Origin of the sequence: Streptomyces sp. NPDC047042 (assembly GCF_040644035.1) — a bacterium.
Taxonomy (GTDB): domain Bacteria; phylum Actinomycetota; class Actinomycetes; order Streptomycetales; family Streptomycetaceae; genus Streptomyces.
Genome location: NZ_JBEYVP010000050.1, coordinates 15,109 through 37,383 on the forward strand (window position 1 = coordinate 15,109; position 22,275 = coordinate 37,383).

The 22,275-nt window shown below is 69.5% G+C and carries 22 protein-coding genes; 11 read left to right on the forward strand and 11 right to left on the reverse strand.

Going from position 1 to position 22,275, the window contains the following annotated elements; genetic code table 11:
- Positions 1-673 precede the first annotated feature (673 nt).
- From ABZ855_RS41070 to ABZ855_RS41085, 4 genes are all read right to left on the reverse strand, one after another.
- Positions 674-1,195: a hypothetical protein gene (locus ABZ855_RS41070; protein WP_360816639.1), complete on the reverse strand. Its 522-nt coding sequence runs from the start codon at positions 1,193-1,195 to the stop codon at positions 674-676.
- Between the two features lie 138 nt (positions 1,196-1,333).
- Positions 1,334-2,122 carry a peptidoglycan-binding protein gene (locus ABZ855_RS41075; RefSeq protein WP_360816642.1) on the reverse strand — a complete coding sequence of 263 codons (789 nt, stop codon included), beginning with the start codon at positions 2,120-2,122 and terminating at the stop codon, positions 1,334-1,336.
- Entirely contained in the window at positions 2,119-2,280 is a 162-nt protein-coding gene (locus tag ABZ855_RS41080) for a hypothetical protein (protein WP_360816644.1), read from the reverse strand. Before ABZ855_RS41080 ends, ABZ855_RS41075 begins: the two co-directional genes overlap by 4 nt.
- A gap of 49 nt (positions 2,281-2,329) precedes the next feature.
- Positions 2,330-2,947: a peptidoglycan-binding protein gene (locus ABZ855_RS41085; RefSeq protein ID WP_360816647.1), complete on the reverse strand. Its 618-nt coding sequence runs from the start codon at positions 2,945-2,947 to the stop codon at positions 2,330-2,332.
- A gap of 292 nt (positions 2,948-3,239) precedes the next feature.
- Here ABZ855_RS41085 and ABZ855_RS41090 point away from each other — a divergent pair, with 292 nt between their 5' ends.
- Positions 3,240-3,839, forward strand: a complete 600-nt coding sequence (locus tag ABZ855_RS41090; RefSeq protein ID WP_360816650.1) for a hypothetical protein — start codon at positions 3,240-3,242, stop codon at positions 3,837-3,839.
- 7 nt (positions 3,840-3,846) lie between these two features.
- On the opposite strand, the gene ABZ855_RS41095 is transcribed toward ABZ855_RS41090, so the two are convergent.
- Positions 3,847-4,440 carry an NAD(P)H-dependent oxidoreductase gene (locus tag ABZ855_RS41095; RefSeq protein ID WP_360816653.1) on the reverse strand — a complete coding sequence of 198 codons (594 nt, stop codon included), beginning with the start codon at positions 4,438-4,440 and terminating at the stop codon, positions 3,847-3,849.
- Positions 4,441-4,726: 286 nt separating this feature from the next.
- Here ABZ855_RS41095 and ABZ855_RS41100 point away from each other — a divergent pair, with 286 nt between their 5' ends.
- Both ABZ855_RS41100 and ABZ855_RS41105 read left to right on the forward strand, forming a co-directional pair.
- Positions 4,727-5,287, forward strand: coding sequence for a hypothetical protein (locus tag ABZ855_RS41100; RefSeq protein ID WP_360816656.1), 561 nt, complete (start codon positions 4,727-4,729; stop codon positions 5,285-5,287).
- A gap of 181 nt (positions 5,288-5,468) precedes the next feature.
- Positions 5,469-6,164: a class F sortase gene (locus ABZ855_RS41105; protein ID WP_360816659.1), complete on the forward strand. Its 696-nt coding sequence runs from the start codon at positions 5,469-5,471 to the stop codon at positions 6,162-6,164.
- Here ABZ855_RS41105 and ABZ855_RS41110 read toward each other — a convergent pair.
- The gene (locus ABZ855_RS41110) at positions 6,121-6,906 is read right to left on the reverse strand and encodes a TSUP family transporter (RefSeq protein WP_360816662.1); all 786 of its coding nucleotides are present in this window, start codon (positions 6,904-6,906) and stop codon (positions 6,121-6,123) included. The two genes, ABZ855_RS41105 and ABZ855_RS41110, sit on opposite strands and share 44 nt — an antisense overlap.
- A gap of 268 nt (positions 6,907-7,174) precedes the next feature.
- Here ABZ855_RS41110 and ABZ855_RS41115 point away from each other — a divergent pair, with 268 nt between their 5' ends.
- The 3 genes from ABZ855_RS41115 to nirD are packed head-to-tail and all read left to right on the forward strand — an operon-like array spanning position 7,175 to position 11,387.
- The gene (locus ABZ855_RS41115; RefSeq protein WP_360816665.1) at positions 7,175-8,422 is read left to right on the forward strand and encodes an FAD-dependent oxidoreductase; all 1,248 of its coding nucleotides are present in this window, start codon (positions 7,175-7,177) and stop codon (positions 8,420-8,422) included.
- Positions 8,422-11,028 (forward strand): nitrite reductase large subunit NirB, encoded by a 2,607-nt coding sequence (gene nirB, locus ABZ855_RS41120; protein WP_360816667.1) that lies wholly within the window; start codon positions 8,422-8,424, stop codon positions 11,026-11,028. Before ABZ855_RS41115 ends, nirB begins: the two co-directional genes overlap by 1 nt.
- Positions 11,025-11,387, forward strand: coding sequence for a nitrite reductase small subunit NirD (gene nirD / locus ABZ855_RS41125; protein WP_360816670.1), 363 nt, complete (start codon positions 11,025-11,027; stop codon positions 11,385-11,387). Before nirB ends, nirD begins: the two co-directional genes overlap by 4 nt.
- 64 nt (positions 11,388-11,451) lie before the next feature.
- Here nirD and ABZ855_RS41130 read toward each other — a convergent pair whose 3' ends face one another.
- The 4 genes from ABZ855_RS41130 to ABZ855_RS41145 form a co-directional block, all read right to left on the reverse strand.
- Positions 11,452-12,378, reverse strand: coding sequence for an oxidoreductase (locus tag ABZ855_RS41130; protein ID WP_360816673.1), 927 nt, complete (start codon positions 12,376-12,378; stop codon positions 11,452-11,454).
- Between the two features lie 185 nt (positions 12,379-12,563).
- Positions 12,564-13,394, reverse strand: coding sequence for an SAM-dependent methyltransferase (locus ABZ855_RS41135; RefSeq protein ID WP_360816676.1), 831 nt, complete (start codon positions 13,392-13,394; stop codon positions 12,564-12,566).
- Positions 13,395-13,536: 142 nt separating this feature from the next.
- Complete coding sequence (locus ABZ855_RS41140; protein ID WP_360816679.1) at positions 13,537-15,336, reverse strand: SulP family inorganic anion transporter; 1,800 nt, start codon at positions 15,334-15,336, stop codon at positions 13,537-13,539.
- Entirely contained in the window at positions 15,333-15,944 is a 612-nt protein-coding gene (locus ABZ855_RS41145; RefSeq protein ID WP_360816682.1) for a carbonic anhydrase, read from the reverse strand. Before ABZ855_RS41145 ends, ABZ855_RS41140 begins: the two co-directional genes overlap by 4 nt.
- A gap of 214 nt (positions 15,945-16,158) precedes the next feature.
- Between ABZ855_RS41145 and ABZ855_RS41150 the strand changes: the two genes are divergently transcribed.
- From ABZ855_RS41150 to ABZ855_RS41165, 4 genes are all read left to right on the forward strand, one after another.
- Positions 16,159-17,148 (forward strand): response regulator transcription factor, encoded by a 990-nt coding sequence (locus ABZ855_RS41150; protein WP_360816685.1) that lies wholly within the window; start codon positions 16,159-16,161, stop codon positions 17,146-17,148.
- On the forward strand, positions 17,145-18,761 hold the full coding sequence (locus tag ABZ855_RS41155; protein WP_360816688.1) for an ATP-binding protein: 1,617 nt from the start codon (positions 17,145-17,147) through the stop codon (positions 18,759-18,761). The genes ABZ855_RS41150 and ABZ855_RS41155 overlap by 4 nt, the downstream gene beginning before the upstream one ends.
- A gap of 93 nt (positions 18,762-18,854) precedes the next feature.
- The gene (locus ABZ855_RS41160; RefSeq protein ID WP_360816774.1) at positions 18,855-20,015 is read left to right on the forward strand and encodes an alkaline phosphatase PhoX; all 1,161 of its coding nucleotides are present in this window, start codon (positions 18,855-18,857) and stop codon (positions 20,013-20,015) included.
- A gap of 61 nt (positions 20,016-20,076) precedes the next feature.
- Positions 20,077-20,664: a hypothetical protein gene (locus ABZ855_RS41165; protein WP_360816691.1), complete on the forward strand. Its 588-nt coding sequence runs from the start codon at positions 20,077-20,079 to the stop codon at positions 20,662-20,664.
- 34 nt (positions 20,665-20,698) lie between these two features.
- Here the strand turns inward: ABZ855_RS41165 and ABZ855_RS41170 are convergent, their stop codons facing one another.
- Positions 20,699-21,295 (reverse strand): NAD(P)H-dependent oxidoreductase, encoded by a 597-nt coding sequence (locus ABZ855_RS41170; RefSeq protein WP_360816693.1) that lies wholly within the window; start codon positions 21,293-21,295, stop codon positions 20,699-20,701.
- Between the two features lie 112 nt (positions 21,296-21,407).
- Here ABZ855_RS41170 and ABZ855_RS41175 point away from each other — a divergent pair, with 112 nt between their 5' ends.
- On the forward strand, positions 21,408-22,247 hold the full coding sequence (locus ABZ855_RS41175) for a helix-turn-helix transcriptional regulator (RefSeq protein WP_360816697.1): 840 nt from the start codon (positions 21,408-21,410) through the stop codon (positions 22,245-22,247).
- The last annotated feature ends 28 nt before the right edge of the window (positions 22,248-22,275 follow it).

Here is a 22,275-nt window from a genome sequence, read left to right on the forward strand (position 1 = left end):
TGCCTTGTTGCAGCAGCGGTTGTGGTCGCTGCCCCGTTGATCGCGGGTTGCCAGGAGGGCAGCGATTCGGGTGCGCCGACGTCACCCGAAGCAACCGTGTCGGCGCGATCGTCGGCATCATCCTCGTCGTCCGCAACCGGCGAGAAGACTCGAGCAGAGGTGGTGAGTGACGCGCACTTCGCGACCAAGGACTTCGGTCAGGGACTGAAGATCACTAAAGACCCCTTGGATCGGGAATGTATCGTCTACGCCCTCGCCCTGTCCCTACAGGTCCCCGGGAGAGAGGAACTACTGCGTATTGTCCACAGGTTGGAGCTCCGGGGATGGCAACTGGACGGTGAGGTATCCCTGACGGAGGGAACCTTCCTCGAGTCAGGCGAGTGGACAATCATCCTGGGCGGAGGGCCTGTACCCGACAACGTCAAGGCGCAGGCGAGCCCGAACACCGGAGCCCTCGCCTTCTCGGCGACAGGCGTGTGCTCGCGCTCGCCCGTGCCTTCGCCTCCGCTCCCGCCCCAGCAGTAGATGTTCGAGATGCGCGTCAGAGACTCGGCACGACGCCGCTCTACAGCGCAAACGTTCCCCGTGGCCGTCTTGAGGAGTGGGGTCGGCCGTGTGGGCTGGTGGGAGAGCGCGGCTGCTGCAGATCCGCCGTCACAGACGACCGCCCGTCTCAATCACCCTCGCAAGCCCTCGCCTCGAACTCCCCCACCGGGACAGTGACCGCAGCCTCGGCACCCTCATAGCGGACCGTTCCCGGTGTCAGTCGATCCCGGTCAGCCGACGTGAACGACACACTGCTCGACGACCACGAGTTGTCCTTGGTCCAGCCGTACAGGGTGTAAGTGGTCTTCGGGGTAAGGGAGTTGAGAGGTGTGGTCGCTGTCCAGCCGGGGGCAGGGGTGTCCAGAGGCCAGGTGGTGAGGCCGGGCTTGAGAGGGCCGGCGGCTGTCCAGGAACCGACCGTCACCTCCTTGCCGGGGTCCTCGCTGTCCACGTACAGCGTCGCGCCGTCGATGTGATGTCCGCAGACCATCATGACGCCGACCAAGTGACCGTCCTCGGTCACCGATATGCCCGCTACGGCGTCAACGGGGACCGTGCATCCCGAAGTTGCCGCCAGGGCCGCGCAGGCCGCGAGGGCGCCTGTGAAACGCTGGGCGATCGGCCCCCGCCACGATGTTGTCCACTGCACGGTGGCCCCCCCCTGATCCGGGGAGCTTTGCGTACCCCCTGTACACCGGACCATAGGGACGATCGGCATCGAGCCGCGGTGCCGCCGCCGACCCGTTGTGCAGTCGTTGTGACCTCGTGGCCACGACCCTGAGGACGGTCAGACGTTCGGGACCTGCAGCTTGTCCCAGCTGGTCTTGCCCGGGATGCCGTCGGCATCGTCGCCTTCGAAGCCCAGCTTCTTCTGCCAGGCAGCGTAGGACTTCACGTCGCCCGAACCCCATACATCGGCGTTGGCGCTCGACTGGTACCGGTTGCAGTCCTCGGCGACGAGCCGATGGTGCATTGCCTCGATGACCGGCGACTTCTTTCCGGCGTGGAAGAACGACGCACCAGGGAACGGCTCTGTATCCGACCCGGAGACGGGTTGGGAACCCTTGAAGTGGTCGTACGCCTCCTGAGCCGCCGCGAGGACCTTGCCGTAGAGCTGTTCCATGTGCGGGCCGGCGCAGTCGGTCGCGGACCAGTGGTGGTGGTAGAAGAGGTTGCTCTTGCTGGGGCGTTCGCCGATCACCTTGGCGAAGAGCCAGCCGGCGAGACGTGCGGCGTTCTTCCAGGTGACCTCGGCGACCGTCCAGCCGGGCCCGAGCGTTGCGTTCGCCATTTCGATGCTGATCGAGCGCTGGTTGCCGGCCACGTTGCCGACGGCCCAGGCGTACTCGTTCACCTTGACGTACTGGGCGACGGCACCGGCGGCGTCAATGTCGAAGTGGGCCGAAGCCGGACGCTCCTTCCAGACGTCGAGGAGACCCTGGTGCGAAAACCGGCCGGCGTTGTGGTGCAGCGTGACCGACGTCTTCTTATAGGACTTATGGGTGACGTGGCCAGTCGCGCTGAGTTTGTCGATGAAATTCGCGACGGAACGGTCGTAAGCGATGGTGGCGGTCACTTGGGAGCCTCCGCGTCGTTTTCGACGCCCTCCTCGGCGAAGGCGACGAAGTCGCTCTCCGGAAGGGCGTCGAGGTCGTCGGTGCCGGGTCCGTCGGCGGTGTCGGTCTTCTCGAGGGCCGCTTTCAGGTCCTCTTGGTCGAAGTTCTTCTCGGGCATGACACCATCCTTTCAGTCACCACAACCCTGTGTCGCCGATTCTCGAGTTTCAGACGTCAGGGACCTGTAGCTTGTCCCAACTGGTCTTGCCGGGGATGCCGTTGGCGTCGTCACCTTTGAAGTCGAGTTTCCGCTGCCAGGCGGCGTAGGACTTCACGTCGCCCGGGCCCCATACGTCGGCGTTGGCGCTCGACTGGTACCGGTTGCAGTCCTCGGCGACGAGCCGATGGTGCATTGCCGCGATGACCGGCGACTTCTTTCCGCTGTGGAAGAACGACGCACCAGGGAACGGCTCGAAGTTGGCGTGGCCGACGGAACCACCATCCATGTACTGCTTGTAGGCCCCGTTCGTGAACGTGGACCACTGCTTCCAGTTGTGCGCGTCCTTGATGGCCTTTGCCGTCTTGGCGTTGTAGAGCGGATCCTTGAGCTTCGCGGCGACTCTGAGCGTGTCCGGTGGGGAGAACTGCCCCGGGTGCTTGAGCGAGCGTATCTGGAAGAGACCAATGGACGGCCCCCACTTGTGGTCGACGAATTGCTGGTCTCCGACAATGGCTGGGTCGCCTTTGGACTCTGCCATGGCGACGGCCGCCGCGATTTTGATGTCGTTGCCGGTGAACCCCACCTGTGCGGCGAGGGCGCGTAGCTCGGCCAGGGTTTTTTTCATTCCCGAGGCCCCTCTCACTTGTTGATCGGGAGCCAAATCGGGGAGAGTATTGCTGGAATGTGGCAGCCGCGCCTGCGGCAAGCCATGAAATTCCGCTACGAGCTTCCCCTGATTGGCACGTACACAGATGGAGACCAGTAGGTCTTGGCCGCGCCTACGTGGGGTGCGAGCGGCTGCGCAAGATGTGAAAAATGGATCATTTCCAACATATCACAGTGTCAGGTATGGGGCAATCAGGGGCTACTCGGGTTTTATTCGCAGAGACTGCGCGAGCGCGAGGGAGGGGATCGCCGTGGGAATCGGCTACAAGACGTCCTGGCTGGCTGTGCCCGGCGGCGACAACGAGCAGGTCGCCGACGCGCTCGGGCTGCTTGAGCGCGTGACGATGGACTGGGAGGCGGGGACAGAAGCGGCGTACCGGCGAGGTGTCTTCGTGGCCACTCCCGTGGACGGCTGGACGCTGGCTCACGGTCGAGTCCACCTCACAGCCGGAGTTGTGGACTACGGTCCCTCCCTCCTGTCCTGGCTGCGGTCACTCGGCCACCAGTTGGGCGACCTTCAGTTCTTCCACACCGATCGCATCTCCGAGTACCACGCCTGGGCGAGAGTGGAGGCCGGCGAAGTCGTCCGGGCCTACTGCTATGACGGTGGCGTGCCCCTGCGACTCGGTGAGCCGACCGAGATCGAGCGCCAACTCGGTGTCGGAATCAGGGGGATGGAGGAGGGGAGGTCGTCCTGGGACGAAGCCGAGTGGGACGACTGGTACGCCGCCATGCCCGTCGAGAGGCACGTGATGGCCATTGCCAGGAACTGGGGAATCTGTCCTCCCGAGATCCCGGACGCGCCACCGACGGGCGACGGCATCTACGGCTTTCCGCCCGGCACCGAGTGACGGGCCACTACCCCCCGTACGCCCGCGCCGCCCGTCCCTCCCTCAACGTCCGGCCCCACCACACCACTTGGTCCAGCATCGTCTTCGCCGCCGCGTTCGGTCCCGACGGGTCCCTCAGTTGCCCCTCGTCGTCGAAGGACGCGCCCGCGTTGTGGAAGGAGACCGTGTCCCGGACCGTCGTCGCGTGGAGTTCCGCGAAGACCTGGCGCAGGTGTTCGACCGCGCGGAGGCCGCCGGAGACGCCGCCGTACGAGACGAAGGCGACCGGTTTGGCCTGCCACTCCGTGTAGTGCCAGTCGATGAGGTTCTTGAGGGCGGCCGGGTAGGAGTGGTTGTACTCGGGGGTCAGGACGATGAACGCGTCCGCGGCCGACAGTTTCGGGGTGATCGTCGCCAGTTCGGTCCTCGTGTCCGCGTCGGCCGCGAAGGTCGTCGGGAGCGCTGTTTCCGCGACGTCCACGACCTCCGCCACAAGGTCGTCGCGGGCCGCGAGCCGGTCCAGGATCCAGGCGGCCACGACGGGGCCGAAACGCCCCTCGCGGTTGCTGCCCACGACCACGGTCACACGTACGGGTTCAACAGGTTCAGTCGGTGTCTGCATGTGCCACAGCCTCGTACCTCAAGCTTTCTTGAGGTCAAGTCGTCCTGCCGACCCCCTCCCGTTCACCCGTTCACACCCCCGGCTGGGCCCTTCGGGTTCACTTTCGCGACACTCCGGCCGTACGGCGATGACCTGCCGAAATGTCGACGCGCGAGCCGCTCCCCCGGCGTCCCGCGCCACCCGTTCACCGTATTTCTGACGGGCCCTCAGGGAGCGCGTCCGGGTCCCTGCCACTTACCTCGGTAGCAGACCACCCCGTTCGCGAGCTCTCGGAGGAGCAAGCCCGATGCGACGTACCGCCGCCCGCCTGCTGACCGGTACCGCGCTCGCCGTCACCGTCGCGGGCGCGGCCACAGGCGTCGCCTCGCCCGTGTACGGCGGTACCGGCGGTGGTGGTGCCCTGGAGGTGTACCCGAAGACCGTCACCCCCGGCGCCCAGGTCACCGTCAACACGACGGCCTGCGGAGTGGGCGGGACCGCCGCCGGTGACGCCAGCGCGGTGGGCGCCGGGGCCTTCGTACTCGCGCCCGGTACGCACCAGGAGGTCGCCGTCGGGCAGTTCCGGGTGCCGCCGGGAGCGCAGCCGGGGACGTACGAGATCGTCGCCCGGTGTGATCGAGAGGGGGGTGGACGGCAGGAGGTCAGTGGTGATCTGGTCGTCACGCTCACCTCCACCCGGGAGCCCGTGCGGCCTCCCGTACATCCCAGGGGGAGTGTGAAGACGGGGGTCGGTGGCGCGCTCGGTCCCGACCCCGTGCGGACCGCGGGCGGTGTGGCGGCTCTCGCCGTCGCCGCCGCGGGCGGTACCTGGCTCCTGCATCGCCGGGCGAGAGGCGACGGGATCTGACGGACACCCTCCGCCGTCCGTCCGCCGGTACCGCATGTCCCCCTCCCTCCGGGCCCGACGCCCCTCGCGGCCCGGAGGGGGGCCAGGGGCAAACATCGCGAGGAAATGAAACAGGGCAAAAACCGGGGAAAGCAGGGGAAAGCAGGGGAAAAACAGGGGTTGGGCATTCGGGAGGCTCGCTGTGCGTCGCAGAATCGCCAACCTGGTCATAGCCCTCGTCACCTTCGCCGCCCTCTGTTCCGGCGCCTGGCTGGTGCGCGGCGGCGGTGAGACGCACGCCCCGCCGCAGCCGTCCGCCGCCCAGGCCCGTACGCACCCCACCGGCCCGCAGCCCACCGGCAAGCCGGCCGCCCCCGCGCTCCCGCCCTCCCCGCCCCTCCGTATCCGCATCCCCGCCATCGGTGTGAATGCCCCGCTGATGGGCCTCGGCCTCACCCCCACCGGCAGCCTGGAGGTTCCGCCGCTCGAGCGGGAGGATCTCGCCGGCTGGTACGAGGCCGGAACCGTCCCCGGTGAGACGGGGACCGCGATCGTCGCCGGGCATGTCGACAACGCCGACGGCCCGTCCGTCTTCTACCGGCTCGGCGCCCTGCAGAAGGGCGGCACGGTGGAGGTCGAACGGCTCGACGGGACCACCGCCCGCTTCGTCGTCGACGCCGTGGAGGTGTATGACAGGGACCGTTTCCCCGACGAGAAGGTGTACGGCGCCGCGTCCCGCCCCGAACTGCGTGTCATCACCTGCGGCGGAAGTTACACGCCGGAAACCGGATACGAGGGGAACGTCGTCGTCTTCGCCCACCTCATCGGGGGAGGCCGGCGCCCGCTGAGCGTCATCACGCCACCCACTGCTGGTACGCCAGATTCGCCACCAGCGTGAACACCACCACCAGCAGCACCACCCGTACGAACCCGCTCCCCTTCTTCAGTGCCGTACGCGCCCCGACCATCCCGCCGACGAGGTTGAACGCGGCCAGCAGCGCGCCCAGCTCCCAGTAGACCGTGCCCTGCCAGGCGAAGATCGCGAGGGCGCCCGCGTTGGTGCAGCAGTTGACGACCTTGGCCGTCGCGGAGGCCGTGACCAGGTCGAGGTGGAGCAGCGCGGTGAGCGCGAGGACGAGGAAGGTGCCCGTGCCGGGGCCGATGAGGCCGTCGTAGAAGCCGATGCCGAGGCCGGCGAGTCCGATCGCGGCGAGGACGCGGCGCGCGGAGACCGGGGTGGTCGCCGGGGCCGTACCGAAGGCGGGCCTGAAGATCACGAAGGTGCCGACGCCGAGCAGGACGACCATGATGACCGGCTTCAGGGTGTCCGTGCTCATGCCTGCCGCGACGAACGCCCCAGCCGTCGATCCGGCGACCGCAGCGAGACCGATACGTATCGCCAGACGTACGTCCACCGGCACCTTGCGTGTATACGTCACGGCCGCGCCTGTGGTGCCGACGATCGCCGTGGCCTTGTTGGTGCCGAGCGCGTACTGTGCCGCCGACGACGTGTCCGGCAGCCCCAGCAGCAGGACGGGCATCATGAGCAGGCCGCCGCCGCCCACGACTGCGTCGATCCAGCCGGCCGCGAGGGCGGCGAGGCACAGGGCGGCGATCATGGGCAGTGATATGTCAGGCATGATCGTGAGCTTATGTAACGGGCGCATGCTGGCACCACTCATTACTGGACGTTTGAGGATCTTCAGAGCCTTCGCCTCCCGCAGCACCAGGCGGGTGGACGGGTAGCGGTCGAGCGCCTTTCGGCCGTATCGTTCACGCACCTCACAGCCCTCTTCCGCACACCCACCGAACCCTCACACCCGCTCGCCGCCCCCGCTGAGGGAAGCGTGCCTCCCGGGAAACAGACGTGATGCTGCCGGGTAACACCGGCAACGCACGCTGCAGTACATGACCTCGAATGCGCGTGTGGTGGTGATCGGCGCCGGGCTCGCGGGCGTGCGACTCGCCCGGCGGCTCGGTGAGCTCGGCCTGTCCGCCTCGGACGTCGTGCTCGTCGGTGAGGAGGAGCACCGCCCGTACAACAGGGTGCTGCTCGCCGAGGTCCTCGCCGGCCGGTACGCCCCCGAGGTGATCGCCCTGCCGACGCCGGACCGGCTGGTCCGTGCCCGGGCCGAGCGCATCGACCGCGCCGAGCGGACCGTGCACTTCTCGGACGGTTCGTCGATCGCATACGGGACGCTGGTGCTGGCGACGGGCTCCAACCCCGTACTCCCGCCCCTGCGTGGGCTGTTCACCCCGGATCACGAACTCCCGGAAGGCGTCCACGCGTTCCGCACCATGGACGACTGCCTCGGCCTGTCCGAGGCAGTACGGCCGGGGTCGCGGGCCGTCGTCATCGGCGGCGGGCTCCTCGGTGTCTCCGCCGCCCGCGCACTCGCCGTACGCGGCGCGCAGGTCGTTCTCGCCCAGCAGGCCGAACGGCTGATGGAGCGTCAGCTCGACCCCGGTGCCTCCGAGTTGGTGCTGCGGCACCTCAAGGAGCTGGGCGTCGAGGTGCACACCGAGTGCCGGGTCCGCAATGTGCGCACTGTGGGCGGCCGGGTCCGCTCGGTCGAGATGGCCGACCACTACGCGCTCGACACCGACCTCGTCGTACTGGCCTGCGGTGTCTCCCCCCGGGTGGGGCTCGCGCGCGACGCGGGGCTCGCCCTGCACAAGGGCATCCTCGTCGACGACGAGCTGCGCACCTCCGACCCGCACATCCGGGCCCTCGGGGACTGCGCCCAGCACCAGGGGACGCTCTACGGGCTGGCCACCCCCGCCCTCGAACAGGCCGAGGTCCTGGCCGAGTTGCTGGCCGACGAGGCCGGGGACACGGGCGCCCGTTACACCGGCACCCGGGCCCTGACCCGGCTCACCCTCACCGACTTCACCGCCGACACCGGCAACCCCTTCGACCTCGCCGCGTTCGGCGAGCCGGACCCCCGCCCCGGCGACGACGTCATCCAGCTCGCCGACGCCACCCGGGGCACGTACCGCAAGGTCGTCGTCCGTGACGACCGGCTGGTCGGCGGGGTGCTCGTCGGCGAACTCGGCACCGTCGGCGCCCTCGCGCGCGCCTGGGAGGGAGCAGAGCCGCTCCCCACTGACGGCGGCCCGTTGCTCCACCTGCTCACCAACGATGGAGGCTCCTAATGACCGCCACTGATGGGGCCACCCCCACGATCGTCCTCGTCGGCCACGGCATGGTCGGCCAGCGTTTCCTCGAAGCGCTCGCCGAGCGCGGTCTGACCGCGCAGCACCGCGTGGTCGTGCTCTGCGAGGAGCCGCGTCCTGCATACGACCGCGTTGCTCTGACCTCGTACTTCTCGGGCAAGACGCCCGAGGACCTCTCGATGACCGACATGGAGTTCATCGAGAAGGAGGGCATCGAGCTGCACATCGGTGACCCCGCCGAGACCATCGACCGCGAGGCGAAGCGGGTGACCGCGCGCTCGGGTCTGGTCGTCGACTACGACGTCCTGGTCCTGGCCACCGGCTCCTACCCCTTCGTGCCGCCGGTCCCGGGCAAGGATGCCAAGGGCTGCTTCGTCTACCGCACCATCGACGACCTCCTCGCCATCGAGGAGTACGCGAGCACCCGTACGACGGGTGCCGTGGTCGGCGGTGGTCTGCTCGGACTCGAGGCGGCCGGCGCGCTGAAGGGTCTCGGACTCACCTCGCACATCGTCGAGTTCGCGCCGCGGCTGATGCCGGTGCAGGTCGACGAGGGCGGTGGCGCGGCGCTGCTGCGCACCATCGAGGACATGGGCCTGTCCGTCCACACGGGCGTGGGCACGCAGGAGATCGTCGTCGGCGAGGACGGCGCGGTCACCGGTATGAAGCTGTCCGACGGTTCCGAACTCGCCACCGACCTGGTCGTGTTCAGCGCCGGTGTCCGCCCCCGCGACCAGCTGGCCCGCGAGTCGGGCCTGACGGTCGGCGAGCGCGGCGGCATCGCGGTCGACGAGCAGTGCCGCTCGGTCAACGACCCGCACGTCTTCGCGATCGGCGAGTGCGCGCTGGCCTCCGACGGCCGGGTGTACGGCCTGGTCGCCCCCGGTTACGAGCAGGCCGAGACGGCCGCCGCGACCATCGCCGCCGACGAGGCAGCCTTCACGGGCGCCGACCTCTCCACCAAGCTGAAGCTGCTCGGCGTCGACGTGGCGTCCTTCGGCGACGCGCACGGGACCGCCGAGGACTGCCTCGACGTCGTCTACTCCGACTCCCGCTCGGGTCTGTACAAGAAGCTCGTCATCGGCCGCGACGGCACGCTGCTCGGCGGCATCCTGGTCGGCGACGCGGAGGCCTACGGCACGTTGCGCGCGTTCACCGGTACGGTCCCGCCGGTCTCCCCCGAGTCCCTGGTGCTCCCGGCCGGCGCCGGCGCGCCGGCCCAGCTCGGCCCGACCGCGCTGCCGGACTCCGCGATCATCTGCTCCTGCAACAACGTCACCAAGGGCACGATCCGCGGCGCGGTCACCGAGCACAGCTGCACCACCGTGCCCGAGGTGAAGAAGTGCACCAAGGCCGGTACGACGTGCGGGAGTTGCGTCAAGGTCCTCGGCCAGCTCGTCACCGCCGAGCTGGAGGCGAGCGGTGTCGTCGTCGACAAGGGCCTGTGCGGCTGCTTCTCGCAGACCCGCGAGGAGCTGTACGAGATCGTCCTCGCGCTGCGCATCAACACCTACCAGGACCTGCTGGACCGCTACGGCCGCGACAACGCCAAGGGCGGTGACGGCTGCGACATCTGCAAGCCGGCGGTCGCCTCGATCATCGCCTCCCTCGCCCCGGTCATCGGCGCGAGCGTCCACGTCCTCGACGGCGAGCAGGCGGCGCTGCAGGAGACCAACGACCACTTCCTCGCCAACCTGCAGAAGAACGGCTCGTACTCCGTCGTCCCGCGTATCCCCGGCGGTGAGATCACTCCGGAGGGGCTGATCGTCATCGGTGAGATCGCCCGCGACTTCGGCCTCTACACGAAGATCACCGGCGGCCAGCGGATCGACATGTTCGGCGCCCGCGTCGAGCAACTCCCGCTGATCTGGACGAGGTTGGTGGACGCCGGCTTCGAGTCGGGCCACGCCTACGGCAAGTCGCTGCGTACGGTGAAGTCCTGCGTCGGCCAGACCTGGTGCCGCTACGGCGTCCAGGACTCGGTCCGGATGGCGATCGACCTGGAGCTGCGCTACCGGGGCCTCAGGTCGCCGCACAAGCTCAAGTCGGCGGTGTCCGGCTGCGCCCGCGAGTGCGCCGAGGCCCAGTCCAAGGACTTCGGCATCATCGCCACCTCGGGCGGCTGGAACCTGTACGTCGGCGGCAACGGCGGCGCGACCCCGCGCCACGCGGACCTGCTGGCCCAGGACCTCAACGACGCCGAACTGATCAAGCTGATCGACCGGTTCCTGATGTTCTACATCCGCACCGCGGACCGTCTGGAGCGCACGTCGACCTGGCTCGAGCGGATCCCCGGCGGCCTGGACCACGTACGCGATGTGGTCGTGGAGGACTCCCTCGGCATCTGCGAGGAGCTGGAGTCGCTGATGACCGCGCATGTCGCCCACTACCGCGACGAGTGGGCCGACACCATCAACGACCCCGAGAAGCTCTCCCGGTTCGTGTCCTTCGTGAACGCGCCGGACACCCCCGACCCGGTCGTCGGCTTCGTCCCCGAGCGCGACCAGATCAAGCCCGACCTGCCGCTGCTGTCCATCGGCCTGCGCCCCGCCGATGACGTCCTGGAAGGAAGCGCCCAGCGATGACCCTGGCCCCCGAGACGACCGACCTGAAGATCCAACTCCGCCTCGGCGAAGGCGCCGAGGACTGGTTCACCGTCTGCGACCTGAGCCTTCTGCAGCCGGGCCGCGGCGTGGCGGCCCTGCTGCCCGACGGGCGCCAGGCGGCCATCTTCCGCGACCGCGCGGGCAGTCTGTACGCCATCGACAACCGTGACCCGTTCGGCGGCGCGGCGGTCCTCTCCCGCGGCCTCACCGGCACCCACCAGGGCCGCCCGTACGTCGCCTCGCCGCTCCTGAAGCAGCGCTTCGACCTGGAGTCGGGCCGCTGCCTCGACGACGAGACGGTGGCGGTGACGGCGTACGAGGTGCGTACCGCCGCCTGACCCACCCGAGTGATGAACGTGAAGCGGCGCCCCGGCCAAAGCCGTCCGGGGCGCCGCTTCGCGTTCACGACTTGAGGCCCTCGTACGTCACTCCGGTGAGCTGCTCGGAGGCGGCCCAAAGCCGTTCCCCCGCACGGTCGTTGAGCGTCCAGGAGGCCCGCCACGACTTGGCGGGCGCCCCGCGCCAGCCCAGGATCCGGGGGCCGATGAACGCGTCGGGCCGTACGTCCGGCGCGGTGGCCGCGTACAGGGTGGGCAGGGCGCCCGCCTCGGCGGACTGGGCGAAGTAGCGGTTGCCGATCTCCATGAACCGCTCGGCGCCCCTGTTGCCCTGCATCTTCGGCGCGGCGGTCTGGAGGTTGGTGGCCGCGTACCCGGGGTGCGCGGCGGCGGCCACGACACCGGAGCCGATCGCGGCCAGCCTGCGCGCCAGCTCGTGCGTGAAGAGCAGGTTGGCCGTCTTGGAACGCCCGTACGCGGTCCAACGCCGGTAGCGGCGCTCGCTGTTGAGGTCGTCGATGTCGATGTTGCCGAGCAGGTGGGCCCCACTGGAGAGGTTGACGATCCGGGCGCCGGGCGTACCGAGCAGCGCCGGGAAGAGCAGCCCGGTGAGCGCGAAGTGCCCGAGGTGGTTGATCCCGAACTGCGTCTCGAACCCGTCCGCCGTCTGCCCGTACGGCATCGCCATCACCCCCGCGTTGTTGACGAGGAGGTCGATCCGCTCGTACGGCAGTCGGTCCGCGAACTCCCTTACGGAGCCCAGGTCCGCGAGGTCCAGCGGCCAGAACTCGGCGATGGCGTCCGGCACTTGCTCCAGCAGCCGCCCCACCGCCTCGTTCCCGCGCCCCTCGCTCCGGCAGGCGAGCACCACCCGGGCTCCCTTGCGCGCCAACTCCCGTGCGGTGACGTACCCGAGACCACTGTTGGCACCGGTGACGACGGCGATCCGGCCACTCTGGTCGGGGATGTCCTGCGCGTTCCAGCCCGGCATGTTCGGGTACCTCCGTGAGCGGCGAGTGGCGAGCGGCGAGCGGCTGAAGGGGTCCGGCAGGCCCGGGGTCAGGATCCGGACCCGGATCCGGACCCAAGACTGCTCCCGAAAGGGCCCCGATGGCCAGATCCCGGTCCGTGTCGCCGCTCGCCGCTGATGCCGCCGCTGATCTCGCCGGAGGTGCGTCAGGGCTTGCGGCCCACCCCGCAGTAGGCGTCGACCGCCGTGGCAGGAGCCGCCGGGTCCCGGAGGTCGGGGCGCCACTCCGGTACCTGGACGACGCCCGGGGACACCAGGTCGAGGCCGTCGAAGAACGCGGCGATCTCCTCGACGCTCCGTACGTAGTACGGGACGGCGCCGCTCGCGTTGTACGCGTCCGACGCGGCGATCATGCCCTCGCTGGTGGCGGTGCTGTCGCTGATCACCAGGTGGCTGCCCGAGGGCAGGCCCGCCATGAGCCGGTCGACCAGGTCGCGCGCCTCCTTGTGGTCGGCGACATGGCCGAGCGTGTTGAGGATCATCAGGCCGACCGGCCGGGAGAGGTCGAGGGTGTCGGCCGCGGCCTCGAGGATGGTCTCGGGGGCGTACAGGTCGGCGTTCAGATAGACGGTCCGGCCCTCGGGGGTGCTGCCGAGCAGGGCGTTCGCGTGGGCCAGCACGATGGGGTCGTTGTCGACGTACACGATCCGGGCGTCCGGGGCGACGCGCTGCGCGACCTCGTGGGTGTTGTCGGCGGTCGGCAGGCCGGTACCGACGTCCAGGAACTGGCGTACGCCCTGCTCTTCGGCGAGGTACCGGACGGCGCGTCCTAAGAAGTGGCGGCTCGTGACGGCCACGTCCACGAGGCCGGGGAAGATCTCCTTGATGTGGTCCCCGATCTCCCGGTCGACCTCGTAGTTGTCCTTGCCGCCGACGAAGTAGTTCCAGAAGCGGGCCGAGTGCGGCTTGGAAGTGTCGATGTGCGCCCGCGCCCGTGCGCCGGTGCCGACCGAGGGCGAGGGGTCGTCGTCCAACACGGCAGAGCCTCCTGTGTTCCGGTGGTGATCTTTGGGCACCAACCTAGGTGAACGCGCCTGCGTGGCAACGGAGTTGTGCAGACCAGGGCCCACGCACCGTAGGGTTCTGGCCATCTGGCGGCGGCCCGGGGAGCCGGGGTGCTCAGTGCACGAGTGGTCCCCGGTCCGGGTGGACATGGGGGTAGGGGTAGCTGTCGGGGACGGGTTGCGTGTCCAGGTAGAACCACTCGGCGTCGGGGCCCGGGCCCGACGACAGCACCGTTCCCTCGATCGGGTCGGGGAAGGTCGCCTCGGGGAATGTCGCGTCGGGGAAACCCTGGTCGCGAGCGTCCTTGTCGAGGGAAGCCTTCTTCGCAGTGGGGTCCGGCATCAGCAGTTCCACCCGCGTCCCCAGTCCCCTCTGCTGGGCGGTGAACTCCTCGACCTGGTTGCGGCAGGCGTGGTCCAGGTGGGTGACGCCGGTCAGGTCGAGGCGGATGCCGGGCCTGCCCGACGCGGCGGCGGCCTCGAGCGCCTCGATGACCTGCGGCAGCCGCAGGAAGGTGGCGTTGCCGGCCATGACGACCTGGGCGACGTCGTCGTCACCGTCGAGGTCCTGGCGGATGACGGTCCGGGACATGCGCAGCGCGGCCAGCACCACCCCGGCGGCGAGCCCGATGAGGACGCCCTCCAGCAGCGCGGTCGCCACGATGACCAGCGTGGTGAGCGTCATGACGGCGAACTCGCCCCGGTCCTGGCGCCACATCTTCGGGAACTCGGCGGGCGCGAACAGCTTCCAGCCGCTGTGTACGAGGACACCCGCGAGCACCGAGATCGGGATCAGTGCGAGGACCTGCGGCAGCAGCAGGGCGAAGGCGAGCAGCCAAAGGCCGTGCAGCGTACGGGAGATACGGGTCTTCGCACCGGCCTGCACGTTGGCCGAACTGCGCGCGACCACGGCCGTGATGGGCAGCGCGCCGAGTAGCCCGGCGACCGTGTTTCCGGCGCCCTGCGCGATGAGTTCGGCGTTGTAGCGCGTACGCGGGCCGCTGTGCATCCGGTCGACGGCCGCCGCCGTGAACAGGCTCTCCGCCGAGGCGATGACGGTGAAGGTGAGGATCGCGGTGAGAATGCCGACATCGGCGAGGCCTGCCAGCTGCCCGGTCCCCGGCATGTCCACCGACGCCAGCAGGTTGCCCACCTGGAGCGTCTTCACGTCCACGCCCGGCATCGCGGCGACACCGATCCCGATCCCCACGGCGACCAGCGCGGCCGGGATCTTCTTCAACGGGCCCGGCATCTTCTTCCAGAGGAAGCTGAGCACGATGGTGACGAGGCCGAGCAGCGCGGCGGTCATCGCCTGCCGGTCGGCGAGCGTGTCCGCGACGAGTCCGGGCACACCGGCGATGTTCTCCAGCGGGGTGCCGGGGGCCTTGGAGTCGGACATCGGGTACAACTGGCCGAAGATCAGCGGGAGTCCGATGCCGGCCAGCATGCCCTGGACGACGGCGAGCGAGATGGCCTGGAACATCCGGCCGAGCCGTACGAGGCCGAGGACGATCTGCAGGATTCCCGACCCGAGCACGATCACGCCGAGCGAGGCGACGCCGAACTCCCCCACGGTCTCCGCGACGAGCGCGGCAAGGCCGGCGGCGGGACCGCTGACCTGGAGAGTGCTCCCCCGGGCCGCCCCGACGACCAGTCCTCCGATGACCCCGGAGATGATGCCGAGTTCGGCGGGCACCCCGGAGGCGACGGCGACGCCGATACAGAGCGGCAGCGCCACGAGGAAGACGACGAGGGAGGCGGTGATCTCGGTCGCGAGGTTGGGGCGACCGGCCCGCGCCGAGGTTGAAGTCGGCTTGCCCGCAGGGTTGTTGGGAGACGGTGGTGGCGGCGGGGGCGCTGCCGGGCGGGTGCGGGTGCGGGTGCCCTGCGCGTGGCGGCCGTGCTGGCCGCTCATGACGCGTGCACGCGGAAGCGGTCGTCCTCGTCCAGCTCGGAGACCCGGCCGGTGTCGATCTCGTAGTACCAGCCGTGCAGCGACAGCCGGCCCGTCTCCAGCCGCTGCCGCACACCCGGGTAACTCCGCAGTACGGCAAGCTGGTTGACGACGTTGCGCTGCACCACCTCGGGCAGCGACGACGGGTCGTCGGACGCCTCGGTGAGTACGGGGGCCAGTTCCGGGCGGGCCAGCTGCAGCCACGCGTCCACGCCGGGCAGCGCGGAGAGGTCGTCGCCGGACTTCAGGGCGTTCATGGCTCCGCAGTGGGAGTGGCCACAGACGACGAGGTGCTGAACGCCGAGCACCTCCAGTGCGTACTCGATGGTGGCGGCCTCACCGGAGGCGGCCCCGTACGTGCTGTGCGGCGGCACGATATTGCCCGCATTCCGCAGCTCGAATATCTCGCCGGGCCGCGCCCCGGTGATCAGCGCGGGTATGACCCGCGAGTCCGAGCAGGTAATGAACAAAACCTCCGGATTCTGCCCTTCGGCCAGTTTCCGGTATTCGCCGCTCTCGAAATCGACGTGCCGTTTGAACGAGCGGGCGCGGTCAAGCAAGGCCTTCATGATCCCTCCAGATGACGTCTGACATGGGGTTTTTCCTGCCACCATGAACGCTAGAGGAGCGATGACCAGAGGAAGGTTAGAGGAACACTAAATCGCGACCAGGCTTCTGAGGGGCTTTTCACATTGTCCTGGATCCGCTCGGCAGGGATTCTTGCGTCTTGTAGCGTGTCGACTTCAGGAATTCATGGGAGTGGGAGAGCGGGAGACAGGACGTATGGGCGTACGAGTGCTGCTCATCGAGGACGACGAGACGATCGCCGAACCGCTGGCCGAGGGCCTGCGGAACTTCGGGCTGACGGTCGCGCACGTCGCCACCGGTGCCGAGGGGCTGAGAGGGCCGCACGGCGACGTCGTCCTGCTGGACCTGGGCCTGCCCGACATCGACGGTATCGACGTGTGCCGGGGCATCCGTCAGACCTCCGAGGTCCCGATCATCATCCTCAGCGCGCGCGGCGAGGAGGCCGACCGGGTCCTGGGCCTGGAACTGGGCGCCGACGACTATCTGGCGAAACCATTCAGCATGCGTGAACTGGTGGCCCGGATACGGGCGGTGACCCGCCGCACACGACGTCCGGACCCGTACGTGACGGCAGCGCAGGCGTCGCCGCCACCACAGGAACCGGCCTTCGCGTACGAGGTTCCGGAGTACGCAGCGTACGAGTCGTACGAGGCGTACGAGCCTCCGGTGTACGCGGCGCAGCCCCCTTCGCCGGCGGCGCCCGCGTTCAGGCCTCCGTCCCCCTCGCCCTCCCCGGCCCCGGCCCCCGCCGCGTCCTTTGACGCGTACGAATCGTTCGACTCGTACGCGTCACACGCCTCGCACGGCTCGCCCTCCCCCCACTCCTCGCAGAGTGCCGCCCCCGCCCCCGCTCCCGAAGAGACGCCCACCCCCACTCCTGGCCCCCTCGTGGTCGATCGCCGCACCCGTCAGGTGTGGGTCGGAGACGTGGCCGTCGCGTTGACGCCCAAGGAGTTCGAGCTGCTGGCGCTGCTCTCCGAGGATCCGGGTGCCGTGTATTCGAGGCGGCAGATCCTGACCCACGTCTGGGACACCCACTACCAGGGGCCCACCAAGACCCTGGACGTCCATGTCGCCACGCTGCGGCGGAAGTTGGGCAACCCGGCGTGGATCCAGACGTTACGGGGGGTCGGCTTCCGGCTCGCGGTACGCACCCCGGGCGGTCCTCGGGCCGCGGCCTCATGACCCGCCGCCTCCTGCTGAGTTACCTCAGCCTCGCCGCCCTCGTCCTGCTGGGCCTGGAGATCCCGCTGGGCATCGTGTACTCGCGGGCCGAGCGGGAGCGGATCGTCAACTCCGCCAACGACGAGGCGGAGTCGGTGTCGGCGTTCGCCGCGCTGTCCCTGGCGTCGGGGCGCTCGGACGAGCTGGCGGCCAGGGCGGCGCACTGCGCCCGGCGGATCGGCGGCCAGGTGTTCATCGTCGACGCGCGCGGCCAACTCGTTGCGGCATCACACCGGTTGACCGCCGGCGAGCAGCGCGAGCTGTCGACCCGCCCGGAGGTGACCGCCGCGCTCGCCGGGACGGCGACGACTCATGTCCGTACGTCCACGATAGGTGGGGTGCACTACCTGTCCGTGGCGTCCCCGGTCGGGCACGGGACCGGACAGGTGAGTGGCGCGGTACGGATCACGCTTCCCACGGAGATGGTGCGGGCCAGTGTGCACCAGGTGTGGCTGCTGCTGGCCGTCGCCGGGCTCGGGGTACTGACCGCGGTGGCCGTCGTGGCGTTCGCGTGCGCGCGGTGGGCGGGGCGTCCGATCCGTGAACTGGAGCGGGCCACACACGAGTTGGCGGACGGTGGGGCGACAGCGCCGGTCGCGGTGACCTCGGGCCCGCCCGAAGTGCGGAGCCTCGCCGCCGCGTTCAACCGTACGGCCGCGCGGCTCGCTCATCTCCTCGCCTCGCAGCGGGCGTTCGCGGGCGAGGCCTCGCACCAGCTGAAGACTCCGCTGGCGGCGCTTCGGCTGCGGCTGGAGAATCTGGAGCCCGACATCGCCCAGCACGCCCGGGGCAGCCTCACCGCCGCGCTGACGGAGACGGACCGGCTGGCCCGGATGGTCGAGGGGCTGCTCGCGATGGCCCGCCTGGAGGAGGACGCGGCGGATCCCGGGCCGGTCGACCTGGCCGGCATCTGCGCGGAACGGCACGGGACATGGGCGCCGCTGTTCGCGCAACGAGGTGTCTCGCTGGTCCTGTTCACGGGCGGAACGGGACAGGAAGGACCGGTGGGGCCGGCGGGCCCGGTGGGGATGGCGGGCCCGGTGGGAGCGGTGCTGGCGCTGCCGGGTGCGGTGGAGCAGATCATCGACAATCTTCTCTCCAACGCCCTGCGGGTCTCGCCGCCCCACAGCACGGTGACCATGGAACTCCGTGCCGTCGCCCCCTCCCACCCTCGCCGCACCTCCCGCACTCCCCTCAATCACCTCAACCACCGTGAGAACCGGTCCACTTGGATCGACCTGCACATCACCGACGAGGGCCCCGGTATGACGGCGGAACAACGCGGGCGCGCCTTCGACCGCTTCTGGCGTGCGCCCGGCGCCCCCAAGGGCGGTACGGGCCTGGGCCTGGCCCTCGTACAGCGGCTGGCGTTGGCGAGCAGCGGGGAGGTGAGTCTGCGGGAGGCCGCAACGGGTGGTCTGGACGCGGTGGTTCGGCTGCCGTCGGCCCAACACGTGCTGCAGGGACAGCCGTTCGGACACGGGTACAGGTCCCGCAGGACCAACCGCGTCAGGCAAACAGTCGGCGGCCAGGACGTCGCAAACGACCGCCGGGCCGACATCGCGCGTACATGACAATTCCACTCCGTCGCCCTAAGGTCCCTGACGTCACGGCACGTCACGCCACCCCCCTTTGGAGCGAGAGTGGACGCACGAGTCAACGCACACGTGGAACGCCGTACCCTGCTGCGCGCCGCCGTCATCGGCGGTTCGGCGGCCGTCTTCGGCGGCACCCTGTGGCGCGGCGCCGCCCACGCGGCCCCCGCCCAGCCGGGCACGGGCCCGTACGGCGCCCTCGCCGCGCCCGACACCAACGGCATCAGACTCCCCGCCGGCTTCACCAGCCGCGTGATCGCCCGCTCGGGCCAGACGGTCACCGGAACCTCGTACACCTGGCACAACGCCCCTGACGGCGGGGCCTGTTACGCCGACGGGACGGGCTGGATCTATGTGTCCAACTCGGAGATCAACCCGTCGGGCGGCGCGAGCGCGGTGAGGTTCTCCTCGACGGGCGCCATCACCTCCGCGTACCGCATCCTGTCCGGCACCCGCCAGAACTGCGCGGGCGGACGCACCCCGTGGAACACCTGGCTGTCCTGCGAGGAGGTGTCGCTGGGGTACGTCTACGAGACCGATCCCTGGGGCACGGCGGCGGCGACGCAGCGCCCGGCGATGGGCCGTTTCAAGCACGAGGCGGCGGCAGCGGACCCGGTCCGCAAGGTCGTCTATCTGACGGAGGACGAGACGAACGGCCGCTTCTACCGCTTCGTTCCCACGACTTGGGGCGATCTGTCGTCCGGCACGCTCCAGGTCCTGGTGGCCGGCACGGCCACGTCGGGCTCCTACACCTGGTCGACGATTCCCGACCCGGACGGCTCCCCGACGACCACCCGCACCCAGGTCTCCGGCTCCAAGTCCTTCAACGGCGGGGAGGGTTGCTACTACGCCGACGACAAGGTGTGGTTCACCACGAAGGGCGACAACCGCGTCTGGCAGCTCAACCTCCTGACGAACACGTACGAGTTGGCGTACGACGACTCCCTGGTCACGTCGGGCACGGCCCCGCTGACCGGCGTCGACAACATCACCGGCACATCCTCGGGCGACCTGTTCGTGGCGGAGGACGGCGGCACCATGGAGATCTGCCTGATCACCCCGGACGACGTGGTCGCCCCCTTCCTGCGCGTCGACGGCCAGTCGGGCTCGGAGATCACGGGCCCGGCGTTCTCCCCGAACGGCAGCCGCCTGTACTTCTCGAGCCAGCGGGGTACGAGCGGCAGCTCGTCGGGCGGGATCACGTACGAGGTGACGGGCCCGTTCCGCGCGTGATCCCTGCCGCGGGTTCGTACTGCGCACCGGCGTTGTCAGTGGTGCGCAGTACGTTGCGGTCATGGGCGTATACCTGGTCGATGTCGGTGCGGAGGAGTGGTTCGGTGAGGGCGAGGAGGGGCGGGCCGAGATCGCGGCGGGCCTGAACAGGGAGTTGGAACGACGGGGCCTGCCCCGGTACGACTCGGTACCGGCGTCAGTGGACTTCGTACGGGGCTCGGGCCGGTCCTTCGAGGAGAAACTGGTTCCGCCCATGGACGGCCTCATGGCGCTGTGCGAGGCACACCTCTCGAAGGCGGAGACGGAGACACTCCTCGGCTGGACGGTGCTGGTGCCGGTGTCCCTGGACGAGGAGATAGAGCTGGCGGTCGAGTCCGCGTACTCCGACGACACCGTGATCGCGGGCGCACCCCAGATCCTGGCGATCGCCGAGAAACTGGCGTCGGCGGTGGGGCTGCCGCCCGAGGTCCCGGAGATGTGCGACAACCTGGACCTGACGATGTGGTTCCTGGACGGCGCGGCGGAGAAGCTGGCGTCCACCGCGCCGGGCCCGTGGGGCGAGGACCTGGACGCGTCCTTCTACGTCGCCCTGTACCTGCGCGCGGCCCAGCATTCGCTGAGACGGGGGTGCCCGCTGGTCTACTGCTGAGAGTCCGCCTCCGGCGCGGGCGGGCCCGCTTCTCTCAGGCCGGATAGGGAACGGCCTCGCGTGCCGACCTCAGCGCGCCCGCCCACCAGGCCAGCTGCTCCAGCAGTGTCTTCGCGTACCCGGGCGCCTCGGTATCGGACGGACGACCGTCCTGCCATGCCGTGAAGTAGTTCGGGAAGGCGAGGCCGTCGCGGATCGTCACCGCGTGAAGTTCGGTCAGTACGTTCTCCAGGTGCAGGACCGCGTGGCGGCCGCCCGCCGCGCCCCCGTAGCTGACGAAGGCGACAGGCTTGGCCGTCCACTGGGTGAAGTGCCAGTCGATGGCCGCTTTCAGGGAGGCGGGATAGCTGTGGTTGTACTCGGGCGTGACCACGACGAACGCGTCCGCGCTCTCCAGTGCCGTGGTCAGTGGCCGCATCCCGGCCGGACGGGGATAATCCTCGCCGGCGTATTTCGGTGACTCGGCGGGCAGAGCCGACGGGATCTCGAAGTCGGCCAGATCCACGACCTCCACGTCGAACCCGCCGTGCAGGGTGGCCTGTTCGGTGACCCAGTCGGCCACCACCGGGCCGAAGCGCCCTTCTCGAACGCTGCCGACGATGATCACGAGCTTGTGCGTGTCGTTGTTCATGCCCATCACTCTCCGGGCAGCCGTCTGCCGTAGCCAGGCCGAGCGCAGGCTGGCCCCCACAGGGCCACGCTGAGCCCGCCGCGTCCGGACCGGCCCGCCCTATCCTCAAGGCATGGGTACGCCGTTGGGGGACTTCATCCGGACCAAGCGCGACAGCATCCAGCCCGAGTCGCTCGGCCTGCCGGACCGGGGCCGCCGCCGCTCACCAGGGCTGCGGCGGCAGGATCTCGCGGTGCGCGCCGGCATCAGTGTCGAATACCTGACCCGCATCGAGCAGGGCCGCGACCGCAATCCCTCGGTGGCGGTGGTCAACGCCCTCGCCGACGCCCTCAGCCTGTCCTCGTCCGAGCGCGACCATCTCCGCTACCTGTCGAAGATCACTGGCGGCGAATGCACTGCGCGCCCCCGGCCCGAGCCCGCCTCCCGGCACGTACGAGCCGCCGTTCTGCGGACCCTCCACCTCCTCGAACCGGGCATCGCCGTGGTCAGCAACCGGCTGGGTGACATCCTCGCCCACACCAGCGCGTACGACGCGGTGATGAGAGGCAGCGGGCTGCTCGACGCAGAAGCCCCGAACCTCACCCGCTACGTCTTCACCGATCCCCGTGCCCGCACGTTCTTCGCCGATTGGGACGACGTCGCCGACGAGCAGGCGTTCGACATGTGGCTCGCTCCCTCCGTCGAGAACTCCGAGTGGTTCAGGGCGGAGCTCGCACCTCTCGCCGGCCCCGACCTGACGTGGCGCCTGAACCGGCACATCGTTCCGCAACGCGGAGCCCTCCGGCTGAGCCACCCCACCGGACCGCAGCTGAGACTGGTCCGCGAGACACTCGAACTCCCAGCGGAAGCACAGCAGTTGACCGTGTTCCTCCCCGAGGACGACCAGACCGCCCAGTCCGTCGAACAACTCCACCACCGGCCCCGGCACGGCACACTCCGGGCCATCTCCTGAACCGAACGACGGAAGGCCGCGCTTCGCC